14 protein-coding genes and 1 pseudogene are annotated in these 18,022 nt (G+C 71.3%); 9 read left to right on the top strand and 6 right to left on the bottom strand.

The window, feature by feature from the left end; all coding sequences use genetic code 11:
• The 6 genes and pseudogenes from V4F39_RS04015 to fliF all read right to left on the bottom strand — a co-directional run.
• A pseudogene (locus V4F39_RS04015) lies at positions 1–425 on the bottom strand (hypothetical protein); the annotation flags it as partial.
• A gap of 49 nt (positions 426–474) precedes the next feature.
• Positions 475–921: a flagellar export protein FliJ gene (gene fliJ / locus V4F39_RS04020; protein ID WP_332287996.1), complete on the bottom strand. Its 447-nt coding sequence runs from the start codon at positions 919–921 to the stop codon at positions 475–477.
• 22 nt (positions 922–943) lie between these two features.
• Positions 944–2,335 carry a flagellar protein export ATPase FliI gene (gene fliI / locus V4F39_RS04025; RefSeq protein WP_332287997.1) on the bottom strand — a complete coding sequence of 464 codons (1,392 nt, stop codon included), beginning with the start codon at positions 2,333–2,335 and terminating at the stop codon, positions 944–946.
• Positions 2,332–3,147 (bottom strand): FliH/SctL family protein, encoded by an 816-nt coding sequence (locus V4F39_RS04030; RefSeq protein ID WP_332287998.1) that lies wholly within the window; start codon positions 3,145–3,147, stop codon positions 2,332–2,334. Before V4F39_RS04030 ends, fliI begins: the two co-directional genes overlap by 4 nt.
• On the bottom strand, positions 3,131–4,135 hold the full coding sequence (fliG, locus tag V4F39_RS04035) for a flagellar motor switch protein FliG (protein WP_332287999.1): 1,005 nt from the start codon (positions 4,133–4,135) through the stop codon (positions 3,131–3,133). Before fliG ends, V4F39_RS04030 begins: the two co-directional genes overlap by 17 nt.
• Before the next feature lie 30 nt (positions 4,136–4,165).
• The gene (gene fliF, locus V4F39_RS04040) at positions 4,166–5,875 is read right to left on the bottom strand and encodes a flagellar basal-body MS-ring/collar protein FliF (RefSeq protein WP_332288000.1); all 1,710 of its coding nucleotides are present in this window, start codon (positions 5,873–5,875) and stop codon (positions 4,166–4,168) included.
• A gap of 214 nt (positions 5,876–6,089) precedes the next feature.
• Between fliF and fliE the strand changes: the two genes are divergently transcribed.
• The 9 genes from fliE (at position 6,090) to V4F39_RS04085 (ending at position 17,997) form a co-directional block, all read left to right on the top strand.
• Entirely contained in the window at positions 6,090–6,416 is a 327-nt protein-coding gene (gene fliE, locus V4F39_RS04045; RefSeq protein WP_332288001.1) for a flagellar hook-basal body complex protein FliE, read from the top strand.
• 202 nt (positions 6,417–6,618) lie between these two features.
• Positions 6,619–7,404 (top strand): flagellar basal-body rod protein FlgG, encoded by a 786-nt coding sequence (flgG, locus tag V4F39_RS04050; RefSeq protein ID WP_332288002.1) that lies wholly within the window; start codon positions 6,619–6,621, stop codon positions 7,402–7,404.
• Complete coding sequence (locus tag V4F39_RS04055) at positions 7,404–8,099, top strand: flagellar basal body L-ring protein FlgH (RefSeq protein WP_332288003.1); 696 nt, start codon at positions 7,404–7,406, stop codon at positions 8,097–8,099. The genes flgG and V4F39_RS04055 overlap by 1 nt, the downstream gene beginning before the upstream one ends.
• Positions 8,100–8,137: 38 nt before the next feature.
• On the top strand, positions 8,138–9,271 hold the full coding sequence (locus tag V4F39_RS04060) for a flagellar basal body P-ring protein FlgI (protein WP_332288004.1): 1,134 nt from the start codon (positions 8,138–8,140) through the stop codon (positions 9,269–9,271).
• A gap of 13 nt (positions 9,272–9,284) precedes the next feature.
• Complete coding sequence (gene flgJ, locus V4F39_RS04065) at positions 9,285–10,205, top strand: flagellar assembly peptidoglycan hydrolase FlgJ (RefSeq protein ID WP_332288005.1); 921 nt, start codon at positions 9,285–9,287, stop codon at positions 10,203–10,205.
• Between the two features lie 16 nt (positions 10,206–10,221).
• The gene (flgK, locus tag V4F39_RS04070) at positions 10,222–12,195 is read left to right on the top strand and encodes a flagellar hook-associated protein FlgK (RefSeq protein ID WP_332288006.1); all 1,974 of its coding nucleotides are present in this window, start codon (positions 10,222–10,224) and stop codon (positions 12,193–12,195) included.
• Positions 12,196–12,236: 41 nt separating this feature from the next.
• Positions 12,237–13,424: a flagellar hook-associated protein FlgL gene (gene flgL / locus V4F39_RS04075; protein ID WP_332288007.1), complete on the top strand. Its 1,188-nt coding sequence runs from the start codon at positions 12,237–12,239 to the stop codon at positions 13,422–13,424.
• A gap of 39 nt (positions 13,425–13,463) precedes the next feature.
• On the top strand, positions 13,464–14,639 hold the full coding sequence (locus V4F39_RS04080; RefSeq protein ID WP_332288008.1) for an EAL and HDOD domain-containing protein: 1,176 nt from the start codon (positions 13,464–13,466) through the stop codon (positions 14,637–14,639).
• A 25-nt stretch (positions 14,640–14,664) separates the two neighbouring features.
• Entirely contained in the window at positions 14,665–17,997 is a 3,333-nt protein-coding gene (locus tag V4F39_RS04085; protein WP_332288009.1) for a PAS domain-containing sensor histidine kinase, read from the top strand.
• Positions 17,998–18,022 lie beyond the last annotated feature (25 nt).

Genomic DNA, 18,022 nt, shown 5'->3' on the forward strand with positions numbered 1-18,022 from the left:
CGGCGCGCACCGTCGGCCGGGCCGGCGCCCGCGGCCCGCGCGCGCGCGAGGCGCTCGGCGCCCCCGGGCAGCAGCTGGGCAAGCCAGGCGGCCTCGGGTGCGGCGGGGTCGGCCGCCGCGTCGTCCTCTTCGGTGCGGTGCTCGCTGCCGGAGGCTTCGGCCGTCTCGGCGGCGGCCTGTGCCGGCTCGGCGGCCTTGGGCGCTTCCGCCGGGCGCGCATCGAGCGCCTGCTGTGCTTCACGCGCGGACTGTGCACGCTGCGCAGCGAGCGCTTTGGCCGCCTGGGCCTGCGCCAGCTGGCGGGCGAACGCGTCGGGCGCCTCGTCGGCGGCGGTCGGCGCGCCGTTGCTGCCGCCACCGGCCTGCGGTGTGCGGGCGCCCTGCAGCGGCGAGGGGGACGAGGACAGCGAGGTGGCGTTCAGCATGGCGATGGTGGCGGGGTGTTCGTTGTCGGGAGGGCGCCGCGGCGTCCGCTCAGGCGGGCGTGGGGCGCCAGGCGGCCCGCTGCGCGGCTTCGTCGGTCTGCTTCTGGTCGCGGCGCTCGGCGGCGCGCTGCTGTTCGGCGATGCGCCGCTCGATCAGCTTGCGGACCGAGGCGACGCGGATCTCCTGCGCGGTGAGCGCCTCGCGCGCGCGCTGCACCTGGGTTTCCGCATGCGTGGCCACGCGGGTCTGCTGTGCGATGGCTTCCTCCAGCCGCTGCGAGAAGTCCTGGTAGCAGCGCAGGATGTCCATCGTGGCCTGCGTGCGGAACTGGCCCGACCAGCGCCGGTGGTAGTCGTCGCGGTAGGCGATCAGCTGCTCCGTCTGTGCGCGCGCGGCCTGGGCGCGCATCTGCGCCTGCTGCAGCGCCGCGAGCAGGCCGTCGCGCTCGTCCGTCTCGCGGTCCAGCAGCACTTGCAGGGATTGGGTGGTGCTCACCGGTCAGGCTCCTGGTGGGGTGTCAGCCGCCCACCTGGGCGAGCTGGCGGCGGCTGGCGTCGAGGCTCGCCTGCTCGTGCATGCCCTGCTGCAGCAGGCCGACGAGCGCGGGGTGGGCGCGCACCGCCGCGTCGAGCTCGGCGTCGTGGCCGGGGGCATAGGCGCCGAGCTGGATCAGGTCGCGCGCCTTGTTGTATTTGGCAAGCAGCTGCCGGGCGCGGCGCGCGGCGTCGATGTGCTCCTTGGGCGCCACGCTGGTCATCACCCGCGAGATCGACTTCTCCACGTCGATGGCAGGGTAGTGGCCGGCCTCGGCCAGGTCGCGCGACAGCACGATGTGGCCGTCCAGGATGCCCCGGGCGGCATCGGCGATCGGGTCCTGCTGGTCGTCGCCTTCGCTCAGCACGGTGTAGAACGCGGTGATCGAGCCCACGCCGTTCAGCCCGTTGCCGGAGCGCTCCACGAGCTGCGGCAGCTTCGCGAAGCAGCTCGGCGGGTAGCCCTTGGTGGCCGGCGGCTCGCCGATCGCCAGCGCGATCTCGCGCTGCGCCATCGCGTAGCGGGTCAGGCTGTCCATCAGCAGCAGCACGTGCTGGCCCCGGTCGCGGAAGTGCTCGGCGATCGCGGTAGCGTAGGTGGCGCCCTGCATGCGCACCAGCGGCGGCGCGTCGGCCGGCGCGGCCACCACGACGGAGCGCTTCAAGCCCTCCTCGCCGAGGATGTCCTCGATGAATTCCTTCACTTCGCGGCCACGCTCGCCGATCAGCCCGACGACGATCACATCGGCCTGGGTGTAACGGGCCATCATGCCCAGCAGCACGCTCTTGCCGACGCCGGTGCCGGCGAAGAGGCCCAGCCGCTGGCCGCGGCCGACAGTGAGCATCGCGTTGATCGCGCGCACGCCGGTGTCCAGCGGCTGGCGCACCGGGTCGCGGTCCATCGCGTTGATGGCGCGGCGGATCATCGGCTCGTTGTGCGTGGCGCCCAGCGGGCCCTTGCGGTCCATCGGGTGGCCGTGCGAATCGACCACGCGGCCCAGCAGGCCATCGCCCATCGGCAGGTGCAGGCCGCGGTCCTCGCTGCGGCGCCAGGGCCGGTTGTCGTGGCCCAGCCGGGGCGGCATGCGCGGCGCGGGGCGGGGCACCACGCGGGCGCCGCTCGCCAGGCCGTGCAGCTCGCCGGTGGGCATCAGGAAGGCGCGGTCGCCGTTGAAGCCGACCACCTCGGCCAGCACCGGGGGCTGGCCCTCCATGCGCACCTCGCACACCGAGCCGACCGGCGCACGGACGCCTGCGGCTTCCAGCACCAGGCCCGTCACGCGCACCAGCGCGCCCTCGCATTCGAGCGGCAGCGCCGTGGCCGAGAACGCCTTGAGGTCGGCCATGTAGCGCGACCATTTCTCCTCGCGGCTCATGGCGCCTGCGTCCCGCCGTCGTAGGGCACATCCTGGCCCAGCACGGCCGCGGCCTGGGCCCAGCGGGTGTCGATGCGGGCGTCGATGCGTCCGACATCGGATTCGATCAGGCAGCCGCCCCGCTGCAGCTGGCCCGAGGGCATCAGCCGTGCGCCGCGCGCCTCCAGCGCCTCGGCGGCGCCCGAGGCGACGAGGGGCAGGTCTTCCGGGTGCACGAACACCCGGATGTGGCGCGCCGACAGCAGCACCGCGTTGACCGCCTCCTCGGCGACGCGGGCGACCAGTTCGGGCCGTGCCGCCAGTTCCTCCCGCACGACCTGGCGCGCGAGCTGGGTGGCGGTGGCGGCCACGGTGGCGGCCAGCTCCGCTTCCAGCGTGTCGAGCTGCGTGTTGAAGGCCGTCGCCAGCTGGCCGATCTGCGCGGCCATCTGCTGCGCGAAGCTCTGCTTGAAGCCTTCGAGCGCGACCAGGCCGTCGCGGTAGCCGTCCTGGTAGCCGGTCTGGCGGGCTTCCTGCGCGGCCTCCTGCACGGCGGCCTGCAGTTCCTCCACCGTGGGGCCGGGCGGGGGAGGCGGCGCGAGCTCGATCTCGGGTTCGTCGAACGGTTCCCGCGCGGGCTCGGGGGCCGGCTCGGGCGGGCGGCGCAGCGCTTGGACGCCGTCCAGGTCGTCGCCGAACGAGTCGGGGCGCCAGGCCGCGAAGCCGCGCAGCTCCTCGCGCGGGATGAAGCGTGCGTACATCGAGGCCGAGCGGTTGCCGCTGGCGGGCGGCACGTGGCGCGGGGCGTCGTCGTCCTTAGACGAAATCGTCATCGCCTGCGCCTCCCAGCACGATCTGGCCCTCGTCCGCCAGGCGGCGCACGGTCTTCAACATTTCCTTCTGCTCCGCCTCCACTTCCGACAGCCGCACCGGACCGCGCGACTCGAGGTCCTCGCGCAGGGTCTCGGCCGCGCGGCTGGACATGTTGCGGAAGATCTTCTCCCGCAGCTCGGCCGAGGCGCCCTTGAGCGCGATCACCAGCGATTCGCTCTGCACTTCCTTCAGCAGCGTCTGGATGCCCTTGTCGTCCACCTTGTCGAGGTCGTCGAAGGTGAACATGTTGTCCATGATCTTCTGGGCCAGGTCGTTGTCCGATTCGCGGATGTAGTCGAGCGCGGAGGTCTCGACCGCCGAGCCCAGCATGTTGATGATCTCGGCCGCGGCCTTGACGCCGCCCAGGTTGGCCTTGCGCGTGCGCTCGCCGCCGGCCAGCACCTTGCTCAGCACCTCGTTCAGGTCCTTCATCGCCGACGGCTGGATGCCGTCGAGCGTGGCGATGCGGATCAGCACCTCGTTGCGCTGGCGCTCGGTGAAGCACTTGAGCACCGAGCTGGCCTGGTCGAAGTCGAGGTGCACCAGGATGGCGGCCACGATCTGCGGGTGCTCGTTGCGCAGCAGTTCCGCCACCGACAGCGCGTCCATCCACTTCAGGCTCTCGATGCCGCTGGTGTCGCCGCCCTGCAGGATGCGGTCGATCAGCAGGTTGGCGCGGTCCTCGCCCAGCGCCTTGCGCAGCACGGACTTCACGTACTCGTCGTTGTCGGGCACGAGCATGTGCTGGTCGCTCGCCGTCTCGGTGAACTTCGTCAGCACCGCGTCGAGCCGCTCCCGGGGAATGGTCTTCATCCGGGCGATGGTTTCGCCCAGCTTCTGCACTTCCTTGGGGGCGAGGTGCTTGAACACGCCCGCCGCCTCTTCCTCGCCGAGCGACATCAGCAGGATCGCTGCGTCCTCGGCACCTTGATCTTCTTCCTTGGCCATGAATGCGTTGTCCGGTTGCGGCGGGGGTCGTCAGGCGGGTTCGCCGCTGATCCAGCCGCGCACGATGTTGGCGACGACCAGAGGGTTCTCGCGGGCCAGCGCACGGGCCTGCTCCAGTTTCTCGATGGACTTGGGGCCTTCCAGCGCGGCGAGGGCTTCGTCGCCCGGCAGCGCCACCGGCTCGTCGAGCATCGCGTCGAGCTGCGGCGCGGCCTCGGGCTCCGGTTCGGGCGGCCGGGCCGCCTTGAGGGCGGGGCGCACGAGGCCGAACACGATGATCAGCGCGACCAGGGCCAGCGACAGCGGCACGGCGCCGGTCTGCAGCAGATCGCGCACTTCCTGCTGCTTCCACAGCGGGACGTCTTCCTCTTCCTTCGGCGGCTCGACGCGGAACGGCGCGTTGATCAACTTGACCGAGTCGCCACGGTCCTTGTTGAAGCCGATGCTCTCCTGCACGAGGGAGGTGAGCTTGTCCAGCTCCTCCTGCGTCAGCGGCACGGTGGCCGTCTTGCCCTTGGGGTCGGTCGTGGTGCGGTGGTTGACGACGACCGCGGCGGTCAGTCGCTTGACGGTGCCGGTGGCGCCGCGGGTGACGCGCACGGTCTTGTCGACCTCGTAGTTGGTGGTGTTCTCGCGGCGCAGCTGGTTGCCGCCGGCGCCGCCGCCCTGCGCGCCCTGCAGGGGCTGCGAGGCGCCGTTGATCGGCGCGGCCGCCGGCACGGGGGGCTGGTTGGTGGCCGCGCCGGGCACGCCGCTGGGCATCGGGTTGATGCCGTTGGTCGACTCCAGGCTTTGCTGGCTCCGAACCGCGGCGGCGTCCGGGCCCTGGTTCGGCCGGAACTGCTCCGAGGTCGATTCGCTCTGCGAGAAGTCGAGCTCGGCGGTCACGTTGGCGCGCAGGTTGTCGCGGCCGACCACCGGCTCGAGGATGTCGGTCACGCGCTTCAGGTAGATCGCCTCGATCTGCTGCACACGCTTCAACTGCTGCTCGTCCAGGCTCTGGGCGCTGCCGTCGGGCGGGTCGGACAGCAGCGCGCCGGTCTGGTCGAGCACGCTCACGGCCTTGGGGTTCAGCTCGGGCACCGACGACGACACCAGGTGCACGATGCCGGCGATCTGCGAACGGTCGAGCGTGCGGCCGGGGTGCAGCGTCAGCAGGATCGAGGCGGAGGGCTTCTGCTGCTCGCGGAAGAAGCCGTTCTGGTTCGGCAGCGCGAGGTGCACCCGCACCGCTTCCACCGAGCCCAGCGCCAGGATGGAACGGGTGAGTTCGCCTTCCAGGCCGCGCTGGAAGGTCAGGCGTTCCTGGAACTGCGTCTGCCCGAAGCGGGCGTTGTCCATCAGCTCGAAGCCGATCACCGAGCCCTTGGGCAGGCCGGCGGTGGCGAGCTTCAGGCGCACGTCGTGCACCTTCTCGGCCGGCACCAGGATGGCGTTGCCGCCTTCGAGGAACCGGTAGGGGACGTTCATCTGCGACAGCTGCGCCACGACGGCGCCGCCGTCCTTCTCGCTCAGGTTGGCGAACAGCACCTTGTAATCGTCGGGCCGGTTCCACAGCACGATCGCGACCAGCACGGCGATGAGGCCTGCGGCCGCGGCGCCCAGCATCGCCTTGGACTTGGCGGGCATCGCCGCCAGCCGGGCCAGCGTGGTGGACGGCGCCGAAGGCGCTTCCGCCACGGCGCCGTCGGGCGGTGGCGTCAGGGCCTGGTTCGGCAGGGGGGCGAGTGCGGTGTCCATTCGGCGGTGCGACGGTCTTACGACAGGGGGCTTTCAGCGTGGCGCCATTGTTCGGCCGAGGGTCGGCCGGCTATAGCGGAAACAGTGGAGCAAACGGGCGCCAGTTCGCTCCATCGTGCGGCGGAGTGCCCCCCTAGAGTTGCGTCCGTGGCAAGGTGCCCTCCGGACCGCCTGTGCCCGTGTTGCCGCCCCCCAACCACCGACGAGGGCTCCCATGGAACTCAAGCTCAAACCCTTCGACTTCACACAAGCCGCCGCCCGCGCCGGGCTGCAGCCCAACGGGCAGCCCCTGGGCGCCGTCGGCAAGGTGGCCGAGAGCGGGAGCTTCCAGACCGAGATGACGCGGGCCCTCAAGGCGGTCAGCGCGCAGCAGATGGAGACGTCGCGTCTGCAGCGCGAGGTGCAGCTCGACAACCCCACCGTCAGCCTCGAGCAGACGATGGTGGCGATGCAGAAGTCGCAGATCGGCTTCCAGTCCGCGCTGACGGTGCGGGGCCGCCTGGTGCAGGCCTATTCCGAGATCATGAACATGTCGGTGTGATGGGGCACCGGGTGCCAGGGGTACCTGTCGCCACCCTCCGAGAGGGTGGCGCGGCCGCCTTGGGGCGGCCCGGCGCCGGCCGCGGCCCGGCATGGGGCGCTGTCTCCCAGGAACGATAAGCCCGGTTTGCAGCCTGCTTTTCGGCCCGCTTGAAGGCTCAAGTCCGGCGGATCATCGCTCCCAGACTCACGGAGCCCCCGCCATGATCCGTTCCCTCTGGATCGCCAAGACCGGCATGGAAGCCCAGCAGATGCAGCTGGACAACGTGTCGCACAACCTGGCCAACGCATCGACCAACGGCTACAAGCGCCAGCACGCCGTGTTCGAGGACCTGATGTACCAGAACCTGCGCCAGGCGGGGGCGGCCACCTCCGAACAGACGCAGCTGCCCACCGGCCTGCAGGTGGGCCTGGGCGTGCGCACCGTTGCGACCTCGCGCAACTTCAGCCAGGGCAACCTGCAGCAGACGACCAACCCGCTGGACGTGGCGGTCAAGGGCAACGGCTTCTTCCAGATCCAGATGCCCGACGGCACCACCGCGTACACGCGCGACGGGTCGTTCAAGGTCGACGGGCAGACCGGCCAGATCGTCACCAACAGCGGCTACGTGCTGATGCCCGGCATCACTTTGCCGGCCAACGCCACGGCGGTGGAGATCGCGCAGGACGGCACCGTCAACGTGTCGATGCCGGGCCAGGCCGCGCCGCAGAACATGGGCCAGCTGCAACTGGCCAACTTCATCAACCCGCCGGGCCTTGAGCCGCTGGGCGGCAACCTCTTCGCCGAGACCGCCGCTTCCGGCGCCCCGACGGTGGGCACCGCGGGCACCGAAGGCCTGGGCCTGCTGCAGCAGGGCTTCGTCGAGACCAGCAACGTCAACGTGGTCGAGGAGCTGGTGACGATGATCGCCACGCAGCGCGCCTACGAACTCAATTCCAAGGCCATCAGCACCTCCGACCAGATGCTGGCCAAGCTGGGGCAACTCTGATGGCGACCTCCCGTACGCTCCTCGCCGCGCTGCTGCCGGCCGCCGCCGCCTGCCTGGGCGGCTGCGCCGCGATCAACGACTACCGCGTGCCGCCGGTGGACATCAACGCGCCGCCGCCGGTGCTGCCGGCCGCGATGCCGCAACCCATGGCGACGAATGGTGCGATCTTCCAGTCGGCGGGGTACCGGCCGTTGTTCGAGGACCACCGGGCGCGCCTGCCCGGCGACGTGCTCACCGTGCAGATCGTCGAGAAGGTCAGCGCGAGCCAGAGCTCCAACAGCACGGTCGACAAGAGCGGCTCGGTCGAGGCCGGCCTCACCGCGGTGCCGCTGATCAGCAGCGCGTCGCTGCTGGCCAAGGCCAGCGCGGCCGGCACCGGCGCCAACAACTTCAGCGGCAAGGGCAGCACGGAGAGCAGCAACGACTTCTCCGGCACCATCACTGCGATCGTCACCGGCGTGCTGCCCAACGGGCACCTGCTGATCACCGGGGAAAAGCAGATCGGCGTGAACGCCAACGTCGACGTGCTGCGCTTCTCGGGCCAGGTCGATCCGCGCGCGATCCGCGCCGGCAACGCGGTGCAGAGCACCCAGGTCGCCAACGTGCGTGTGGAGCACCGCGGCAAGGGCCAGCAGGCCGATGCCCAGGTGATGGGCTGGCTGGGCCGCATCTTCCTCAGCGTGTTGCCGATCTGATGCAGTACCCCGTCCTTTCCCCCTTCCGGAGCCGAACCATGGGACCTGCAGACCGCCTCGTGCGCATCGCCATCGCAGTCGCTTCCGTCGCCGCCAGCGCCGCCTTGTGGTGGCCGGCGTCGTCCCAGGCCGCACGCATCAAGGAAGTGGCCGCAGTGCAGGGCGTGCGGCCCAACCAGCTGGTGGGCTACGGCCTCGTCGTGGGCCTCGACGGCACGGGCGACCAGACCACGCAGACGCCGTTCACCACGCAGAGCCTGAACGCGATGCTGCAGCAGATGGGCGTGACGGTGCCGCCCGGCACGAACATGCAGCTGAAGAACGTGGCCGCGGTGATGGTCACCACCATGCTGCCCCCCTTCGCGCAGCCGGGCCAGCAGATCGACATCAACGTCTCGTCGCTCGGCAACGCCAAGAGCCTGCGCGGCGGCACGCTGATCGCGACGCCGCTGAAGGGCGCCGACGGGCAGATCTACGCGCTGGCCCAGGGCAACCTGGTGGTGGGCGGCGCGGGCGCGTCGGCCGGCGGCTCGAAGGTGCAGATCAACCACCTGTCCGCCGGGCGCGTGCCACAGGGCGCGACGGTGGAGCGGGCGGTGAACACGCCGTTGTCGCAGAGCGGCGACTTCATCCAGCTCGACCTCAACAGCGCCGACTTCGCCACCGCGCGCGAGGTGGCCCGCGCCATCAACCGCGCCAAGGGCGAGGGCACGGCCCAGGCGCTCGACGGCCGGGTGGTGCGCGTGCGCACGCCGCTCGATCCGAACGCCCGCGTCGGCTTCCTGGCCGACATCGAGAACCTCGCGCTCGACCTCGCCAAGCCCGCCGCCAAGGTCGTGCTCAATGCGCGCACCGGCTCGGTGGTGATGAACGAGGCGGTCACGCTGTCGGCGTGCGCGGTGGCGCACGGCAGCCTGTCGGTGACGATCAGCAGCACGCCGGTGGTCAGCCAGCCGGCGCCGTTCTCGCAGGGCGAGACGGTGGCGGCGCAGAAGAGTGACATCGCCATCACGCAGCAGGCTGGCGCGCTCGTGCAGATGCCGGCGGGCACCAAGCTCGCCGACGTGGTGAAGGCGCTCAACGCGCTCGGCGCGACGCCGCAGGACCTGCTGGCGATCCTCCAGGCGATGAAGTCCGCCGGCGCGCTGAACGCCGAACTCGAAGTCATCTGACGGAGCCGCCGCGATGATCCCGAACACCTCCGGCCTGGGCACCGACCCGGCATCGCTCGCGGCGCTGCGCACGCAGGCGGGGGCCGATCCGAAGTCGGCCACGCGCGAGGCGGCCCGGCAGTTCGAGGCCATCTTCATGCAGGAGCTGCTGAAGAACATGCGCGCATCGACCCTGTCGAGCGGCATGCTCGACAACAGCGGCACGCAGCTCGGCACCGACATGCTGGACACGCAGTACGCCAAGCAGCTCAGCGGCCAGAAGGGCGGGCTGGCCGACGTCATCGCGCGCCAGATCGAGCGCCAGATGGGCGTGGCCGCGTCGTCGGCCACGGCGTCGTCCGGGCCGATGCCGCTGGGACCCACGCGGTCGGCCGCCGCGGTGCTGGGCGGCTCTTCGTCGCTGGTCGCGCCTGGTGCCACAGCCAGCGCGGCCGTGCAGCGCACCCCGCTGCGTCCGCCGGCCACGGCGCAGGAGTTCGTCGAGCGCGTGTCCGGCGATGCCAAGGCCGCCGAGGCGGCCACCGGCATCCCCGCGGCGTTCATGATCTCGCAGGCCGCGCTCGAGACCGGCTGGGGCAAGAAGGAGATCAAGATGGCCGACGGGTCCAACTCCTTCAACCTCTTCGGCATCAAGGCCGGCGGCAGCTGGACCGGACCGACCGCCGAGATCACCACCACCGAATTCATCGACGGCAAGGCCACCAAGGTGAAGGCCAAGTTCCGCGCCTACTCCAGCTACGAGGAAGCCTTCAACGACTACGGCAAGCTGATGAAGGAGAGCCCGCGCTACCAGAACGTGGTGGCCAACAGCAACTCGGCGCACGGCTTCGCGCAGAACCTGCAGAAGGCGGGCTATGCCACCGATCCGCAATACGCCGAGAAGCTCGGGCGGGTCATCAACACCACGCTGCGCCTGCAACGCGCGCTGACCTGAAGGAGGGCTGCAGGCCATGGGCAGTGCATTGCTGTCGATCGGTACGCGGGCGATGACCGCGAACTACGCGAAGCTCCAGACGATCAGCAACAACATCTCCAACGCCAACGTCGCCGGCTATTCGCGGCAGGACGTGATGCTGGAGACCAACAAGGGCCACTTCAGCGGCGCCGGCTTCTTCGGCAAGGGCGTGAACGTGGTGACGGTGACGCGCTCGCAGGACAAGTTCCTGACGGCGGAGGCCGCCACCACCAAGTCGGCCGCGATGATGGACCTGACGCGCCTGTCGCAGCTGCAGGCGCTGGAGAAGGTGTTTCCGACCGGCGAGGACGGCGTCGGCCATGCCGCGGGCCAGTTCCTCAACGCGATGGTCGACCTGGCCAGCAACCCGCAGGACCTGTCGGCGCGGCAGGTGGCGCTCTCGCGTGCGTCGGAGCTGTCGGCGCGCTTCGCCAACGCGGGGCTGCAGCTCGATTCGCTGCAGGCGGGCGTCACGGCGGACCTCAAGACCTCCGTCGGCACCGTCAACGAGATCACCGCGAACATCGCGCGTGTGAACCAGGAGATCGCGAAGGTCAACGGCCTGGGCCATTCCCCCAACGACCTGCTGGACCAGCGCGACCAGCTCGTCTCGCAGCTCAGCCAGTTCGTGCAGGTCACCACGCTGCCGGCGGAGGACGGCACGATGGGCGTGTTCATGGCCGGCGGCCAGCGGCTCGTGCTGGGCAACCAGGCCACGCCGCTGCAGATCGCCCCCGATCCGATGGACGCCTCGCGCTCGGCGCTGGGCATCGTCGAGGCGGGCGGCGGCCTGCGGATGCTGCAGGCCGACAGCCTCACCGGCGGATCGATCTCCGGGTTGCTGAAATTCCAGAACCAGGACCTCGTCAACGCGCGTACCAGCCTCGGGCAGATGGCGGCGGCCTTCTCGGCGCGGGTCAACGAGCAGCAGGGCCTGGGGCTGGACCTGGGCAACCCGCCGGGCGCCGGCGTGCCGATCTTCTCAGTGGGCGCGCCGACGGCGGGCCCGGCCTCCACCAACGCCAAGGATGCATCGGGCAACTACCTGGCGGGCGTGAGCCTGTCGGTGGCCGATGCGACGCAGCTCGAGGCCAGCGAGTACGAGTTGCAGGCCGACCCCGGCAACGCCGGCCGCTTCCTGCTCACCCGCCGCAGCGACGGCATGGTGCGCAGCATCGCCAACGGCGACACCGTCGACGGCATCACGGTCAACGTCAGCGGCACGCCGGGCGCCAACGACCGCTTCCTGCTGCAGCCGGTGACCCGCGCCGCCAACGGCATGAAGACGGTGCTGAACGACCCGAAGGGCATCGCCGCGGCCTCGCCCGTGGCCGCCACGGCCAACGCCTCGAACACCGGCACCGCGACCGTGGACTCGCTGACGGTCGTCAGCAGCAGCATCGACGCGGCGCGCACCGCGACCTTCGCGTTCGGCGCGGCCAACGGGGCCGGCGTGGACTACACCTGGTCGCTGCACGATCCGGCCACCGGCACGACCACGACCGGGACGGGCACCTGGCAGTCGGGCCAGCCGATCGCGCTCAACGGGTTCGAGCTGGAGCTGAAGGGCGTGCCCGCCAGCGGCGACAGCTTCACCGTCGCGCCGACGCAGTTCCCGGCCGCGAACAACGGCAACGCCCTGGCGCTGGCCGCACTGCGCGACGAGACGATGGTGGGCCGGCGTCTCGATGCGTCCGGCCAGCCGGCCGGCGGCACGACGATCACCGATGCCTATGCCAACACGATGGCCGGCGTGGGCGTGGCGGTGCAGGGCGCCAACGCGTCGGCGCAGATCTCGGCGGGCGTGGCCGACACGCTGGCGCAGCGACTGGCCTCGACCACCGGCGTCAACCTCGACGAGGAGGCGGCGCAGTTGATCCAGTTCCAGCAGAGCTACCAGGCCGCCGCCAAGATCCTGCAGGTGGCGCAGCAGGTGTTCGACACGCTGCTGAACGCGGCGGGGGCCTGAGCCCGGCGCCTGGCGCATCGCATTGAGGGAGCCTTACAGCCATGAGAGTCACGACCGCCTATTCCTACGCTGCCAGCCTCGCGAACCTGCAGAAGCGGCAGACCGAACTGAACGAGGCCAACGGCCGCCTCACCTCGGGCAAGCGGGTCGAGAAGGCGAGCGACGACCCGACCAGCGCGGCGCGTGCCGAGCGGGCGCTGGCGGTCGTCTCGCGCTCCGATGCCAACCAGCGCGCGCTGCAGGCGAGTCGCAACTCGATGACGCTGACCGAAAGCGCCCTGGGCGACGCCACCGAGCTGCTGCAGCAGGCGCGCGAAGGCATCGTGGCCTCCGGCAATGGCAGCTACAGCGACGCGGAGCGCTCCGCGCTGGCGGAGAAGCTGAAGGAGATCCGCACGCAGCTCTTCAGCGTCGCCAACCGGTCGGACGGCGCCGGCAGCTACCTCTTCGCCGGCCAGGGTGCCAGCCAGCCACCGTTCCTCGATACCGCCGCCGGCGTCCAGTTCCGCGGCGCCTCCGGCCAGATCAACGTGGGCAGCGACGAGGCGCTGCCGCTGACCATCAACGGCGCCGATGCCTGGCTCAGTGCGCCCAGCGGCAACGGCGTGTTCGAGACGCGTGCGACGAGCACCACCACCGCATGGATCGATGCCGGCCAGGTGACCGATCCGTCGCAACTCACCGGCGGCAGCTACGACGTCCAGTTCAGCGTGGCCGGGGGCACCACCACCTACGAGGTCCGCGATGCCGGCGGCACGCTGGTGGCGAGCGGCCCGTACGCGCAAGGCAAGGCGATCGAGGTGGACGGCATCTCGTTCACCGTGGGCGGCAGCCCGGCGGCGGGCGACCGGTTCGACATCGTGCCGTCCACGCGCTCGCTCAGCGTCTTCGGCGTGCTCGACCGGACCATCGCCGAGCTGACCACGCCCCACCGCACCGGCGCGCAGGTGACGCAGAGCGCGCAGACGGCGCTGCGCGACATCGACGCCGTGGCGGGCTCGCTGCAGGCGCTGCGGGCGTCGGCCGGCGAATCGCTCAACCGCGCCGATGCGGTCGAGGGCCGGGTGTCGGCGTTGAAGCTCTATGGCGAGACGGAGCGCTCCAACGCCGAGGATCTCGACCTGGTGCAGGCGATTTCCGACTTCCAGAACCAGCAGACCGGCTACAGTGCTTCGCTCCAGACCTATTCGTCGGTGCAGCGCCTGTCGCTGTTCCAGTACATCACCTAACGCCCGCCACTGGCTGCCGGGCGCAGTGCATTTCAGATGATGGACCACGCTGTCCTGGGCCAGGTGGCCCTCGGTTACTCGCCTTGGATCGATGCGCAGCGCGCCGTGAGCGCCACGCGCCTGACCGTCTTCCCCCAGCGGCCCGATGCCCGCCCGGACGCCGCCTCGCTGCTGGCGGCCGTGGCGGAGGTCTGGCCGCCGCAGGCGGGCCGGGTGCTGCTCAACATCGCCAGCGAGCCGCTGCTGGCCGACATGCTCGCCGCCCGCACGCCGGCGCATATCGCGCTGGAGGTGCCGGCCTTCATGGCCGCCGATGCGCAGCATGCCCAGGCGCTGCTGGCGGCGCGTGCGGCGGGTGCCAGCCTGCTGATCAAGGGCCGGCCCACGCGGGAGCTGCCGCCCGGCGTGCTGGCCTGCTTCGGACAGGCGATCGTCGAAGGCGCGGAGCTCGCCCAGCCGGGCGCGCTGCCGATGCCCCAGCCGCCGCTGGCCTCGGGGGTGCGCTCCCAGGCCGAGTTGGCGAGGGCACTGCAGGCCGGCGCCGCCGGCGCGCTGGGCTGGCCGCTGGACGACCCCATCGAAGCCGCTCCCGCGAAGGCAGCCACCCAGCCCGACCTGGCCACCATCGTCGAGCTGATCCGGCGTGTCGACCAGCAGGAGCCGATCGACCGCCTCGAGGCGTCGCTCAAGCTCGATCCGGCGCTGGCGTTCAAGCTCATGCGCTACATCAACTCGCCCGCCTTCGGGCTGCGGGTGGAGATCGGCTCGTTCCGGCACGCGATCATGATGCTGGGCTACCAGCGCCTGAAGCGCTGGCTCGCGCTGCTGCTGGTCTCGGCCAGCAAGGACCACGACATGCGGCCGGTGATGTTCGCTGCCGTGCGCCGCGGCCTGCTGATGGAGGAACTGGTGCGCGGCCAGGGCGACGACGAGATGCGCGGAGAGATCTTCATCTGCGGCGTGTTCTCGCTGCTCGACCGCATGATGAAGCAGCCGTTCGACGCCCTGCTGCGCACCATCCCCGTACCCGACGGCGTCTCGCAGGCGCTGGGGGCCGGCACCGGCCCCTACCAGCCTTACCTCGAACTGGTGCGCGCGGTGGAGCAGGAGTCGCTCTTCGACATCCGCGACGCCGCGGAAGGGCTGATGCTCAGCGTCGAGGCCGTCAACCGCGCCGTGCTGCGTGCGCTGGCCACCGCCCACCAGCTCGACTGACCCTCCACCCGCTGCTCGCCGTGCCATGGGCCCTGCTGTTCCCACGCCCGCCAGAGACAGACCGCTCGAGCAGGACCTGCTCACCAGCCTCGCCAAGGGGCCCTGGGGGCCCTTGCTGCAGAGCTTCTGGGATTCGGCCTTTCCAGTGACGCTGCAGGACGAGCACATGCGGCTCGTCGCGGTGAACGACGCCTACGTGACCTTCGCCGGCCGCGCACGGACCGAACTGATCGGCCGCGACCCGGTCGAGCTGATGCACGCCGAAGACCGCGAACTGCACCTCGGCGGGCGCGAGACCGAGCTGCCCGACGCGCTGGGCGCCTCCCGGATGATCGAGCGGCGCATCGTGGACGGCCAGGGCCACGAGCGCTGGTACCGCGCGGCCGCGAGCCGCATCGCCGATGCCCGGGGCCGCAAGCTCTACATGAGCGTGCTGCAGGACGCGACGGCCGAGCACCATGCGCGCGAGCAGGTCGACCGCTCGCTGAGCGAGCTCGAGCAGTGGTTCGCGCTGAGCACCGTGGGCATGCTGATGTTCGACGCGCACGGCCTGCTGGTGCGCAGCAACCCGGCCTTTGAAGCCCTGGTCGGGCGCGTGCCGGTGGCGCTGCCGGACGCGGATCCGGCGCTGTGCATGCTGCTGGGGTGGGAGGACGGCGGCCCGCATGCGGCGCTGCAGCCCCAGGCGCCGGCGATCGAGCGCCGCGTGAGCCTCGTCGACGCCCATGGCCGCAGGCGCCAGCTGCGCGCGCGCGTCCGCGCGATCGAACCGTCCCGCGGGCATCGCCGCTACCTTGCGGTGATCGAGGACCGCAGTGCCGAGGACGAACGCGACCTCGCGCAGCTCGAGATCGGGGCCCTGATGAACACGGCGGGCGTCGGCGTCGCGACATTCGAGCCGTCCCGCGGCTGGCTGCCCAGCGCACGCGCGGGCGGCGAGGAGCGCGCGGGCGGCCTGCAGGGCATCTCGCGCGAGCTGGTCGAGCCGGCGTCGCTGCCGGACTACGAGCGCCTGCAGCGCGCGCTCAAGGGCGGCGAACGCGCCGAGGTGCGTTATGCGGTCCGGCATCCCGAACTGGGCCTGCGCTGGCTGCTGACGCGCGTCGAGCCGGGGCAGCTGGGCTCCGGCCGCACGACGACCTCGGTGGTGACGCTCGACGTCACCGAGCAGGCCCAGGCGCAGCACCGCAACGAGCAGCTGCTGCGCGAGCTGACGACCATCCTCGACGGCACCAGCGCGGGCATCGCCTACCTGCGCGGCACGGTGCTGGTGCGCTGCAACCAGCGCTTCGAGCGCATGCTGGGCCTGGCGGGCGGCCGGGCGGCCGGGCTCACGCTGGCGGAGCTGTTCGCCGGCCACGAACACCTGCAGCCGGTGATCCAGGGCCTGGACGCGGCGCTGCACGAGCATCACACCTACGAGACGGAGTTCCGCCTCGTGCACCCGCACACCGGCGTGGCCACCTGGTATTCGCTCTCGGTACGGCGCGCCGACGGGCTCGGCACGCGCGAAGGCGAGCCCGGGGAGGTGGTGGCCGTGCTCACCGACATCTCGCGCCTGAAGTCGCAGCAGGCCGAGCTGGAGACGCTGCTGCACGAACGCGAGCTGATGTTCAGCCTCTCGGAGGTCGGCATCGCCTGGCTGAAGGCCGACCGGATCGAGCGCGCGAACGAGGCCTTCGCGGCCCTCAGCGGCTACGCGCCGCAGGAGCTGTCGACGTTGCAGCATGCCGACCTGTTCGAGGACCGCAGCGCCTGGCAGCACTACCGCGCGCACGACGAGCCGCTGCTCGATGCGCAGGGCCGCCACGCCGGCGAGCGGCGGCTGCGGCGCAAGGACGGCTCCCTGCTGTGGGTGCAGGTGAACCTGCGGCGCGTCGACCCGGCCGACCCGGGCGCCGGCCTGATCTGCTCGTTCGTCAACGTCGACGAGCGCCACCGCGCGCGCAAGCTGCTCGTGCGGCAGGCGGACCGCACGCGGGCGATCCTCGATTCGGTGCTGGTGGGCATCGTCACCGTCGGCTCGCAGGGCATCGAGTGGATGAACCGGTCCGCGCGGCGCATGTTCGGCGGCGAACTGGCCGACTTCTACGGCGAGCCGATCGCCGTCGTCGCCACCGCCGACGAGGATCACCCGTTCCGCCGGACGCACTACCTGCACGCGCTGATGGATGGCCAAGCCGAGTCCTTCGAGTGCCTGCTCTGCGCCCGCGACGGGCGCGAGTTCCTGGTGGTCGGCAACGTGGTCGCGACCGGCGCGGACGGCTCCGGGGGGCGGCAGCTCACCTTCGCGCTGCTCGACATCGAGCGCCGGCGTGAGGCCGAGCAGCGCATCGCGCGGGCGCAGGCGCGGCTGCAGCGCATCATCGAGACGGCCCCCCTGGCCATCGGCCTGCACGATGCGCGCACGCTGCGGCTGCTGCAGCTCAACCAGATGGCCGCCAACTTCATCGGCCGGCCGATCGAGGCGCTGGCCGGCGAGCCGCTGGAGACCATCTTCCCTCCCGACATCGCCGCGGTGCTGAAGGCCGACATGCGCGAGGCCCTGCGCAGCAGCGAAGTGACGCGGCGCGAGTACCGCGTGCCCAGCGGTCCGGAAGGGTCGCTGCGCATCTGGGACGCGCGCTACGTGACCATCAGCGCCACGCCCGAGGCCGAGCCCGAGCAGTTGCTGCTGGTGGCCAGCGACGTGACCGAGCAGCGCGCGGCCGAGGAGGCGCGCTTCGAGGCCGCCATCGTGCAGCGCGAGATGCTCGTCAAGGAAGTGCACCACCGCATCAAGAACAACCTGCAGGGCGTGGCGGGGTTGATGCAGCAGATCGCGCTGCGCCGGCCGGAGGTGGCGCCGGTGATCTCGGAGGCGATCGGCCAGGTGCAGGCGATCGCGCAGGTCTACGGGCTGCAGGTGGGCGCGGGCGGCCCGCTGCGTGTGCAGAGCGTGCTGGAGTCGATCACCGGCTCGGTGCGGCGCATGTTCGGCCGGCCCATCGTCTTCAGCGCGCAGGGCCAGGCGCCGACCGGCTGGGCGCTGCCGGAGGCCGAGTCGATCCCACTGGCGCTCACCGTCAACGAACTGCTGACCAACGCGATCAAGCACAGCAGCGACGGCGACGTGCAGTGCACGCTGATCAGCGGCGCTGCGCAGGTGCGCATCGAGATCGTGAACCGCGGCAGCCTGCCGCCGGGCTTCGAACTGGCGCGTGTGCCGGGCGGCGTCTCGGGGCTGGGGCTCGTGCGGGCGCTGCTGCCGCGCCGCAGCGCGACGCTGACGCTGCTGCCCGGCATGGACGCCGACGGGCCCAAGGTGGTCGCCACCATCGTGCTCGTGCCTCCCGGGGTGCAGTGGGTCGACGTGTGACCGTGCCGCGGCCCGCGGCGTGGCG

The sequence above is a fragment of the Aquincola agrisoli genome (genome assembly GCF_036621135.1).
Classification (GTDB): domain Bacteria; phylum Pseudomonadota; class Gammaproteobacteria; order Burkholderiales; family Burkholderiaceae_C; genus Aquincola; species Aquincola agrisoli.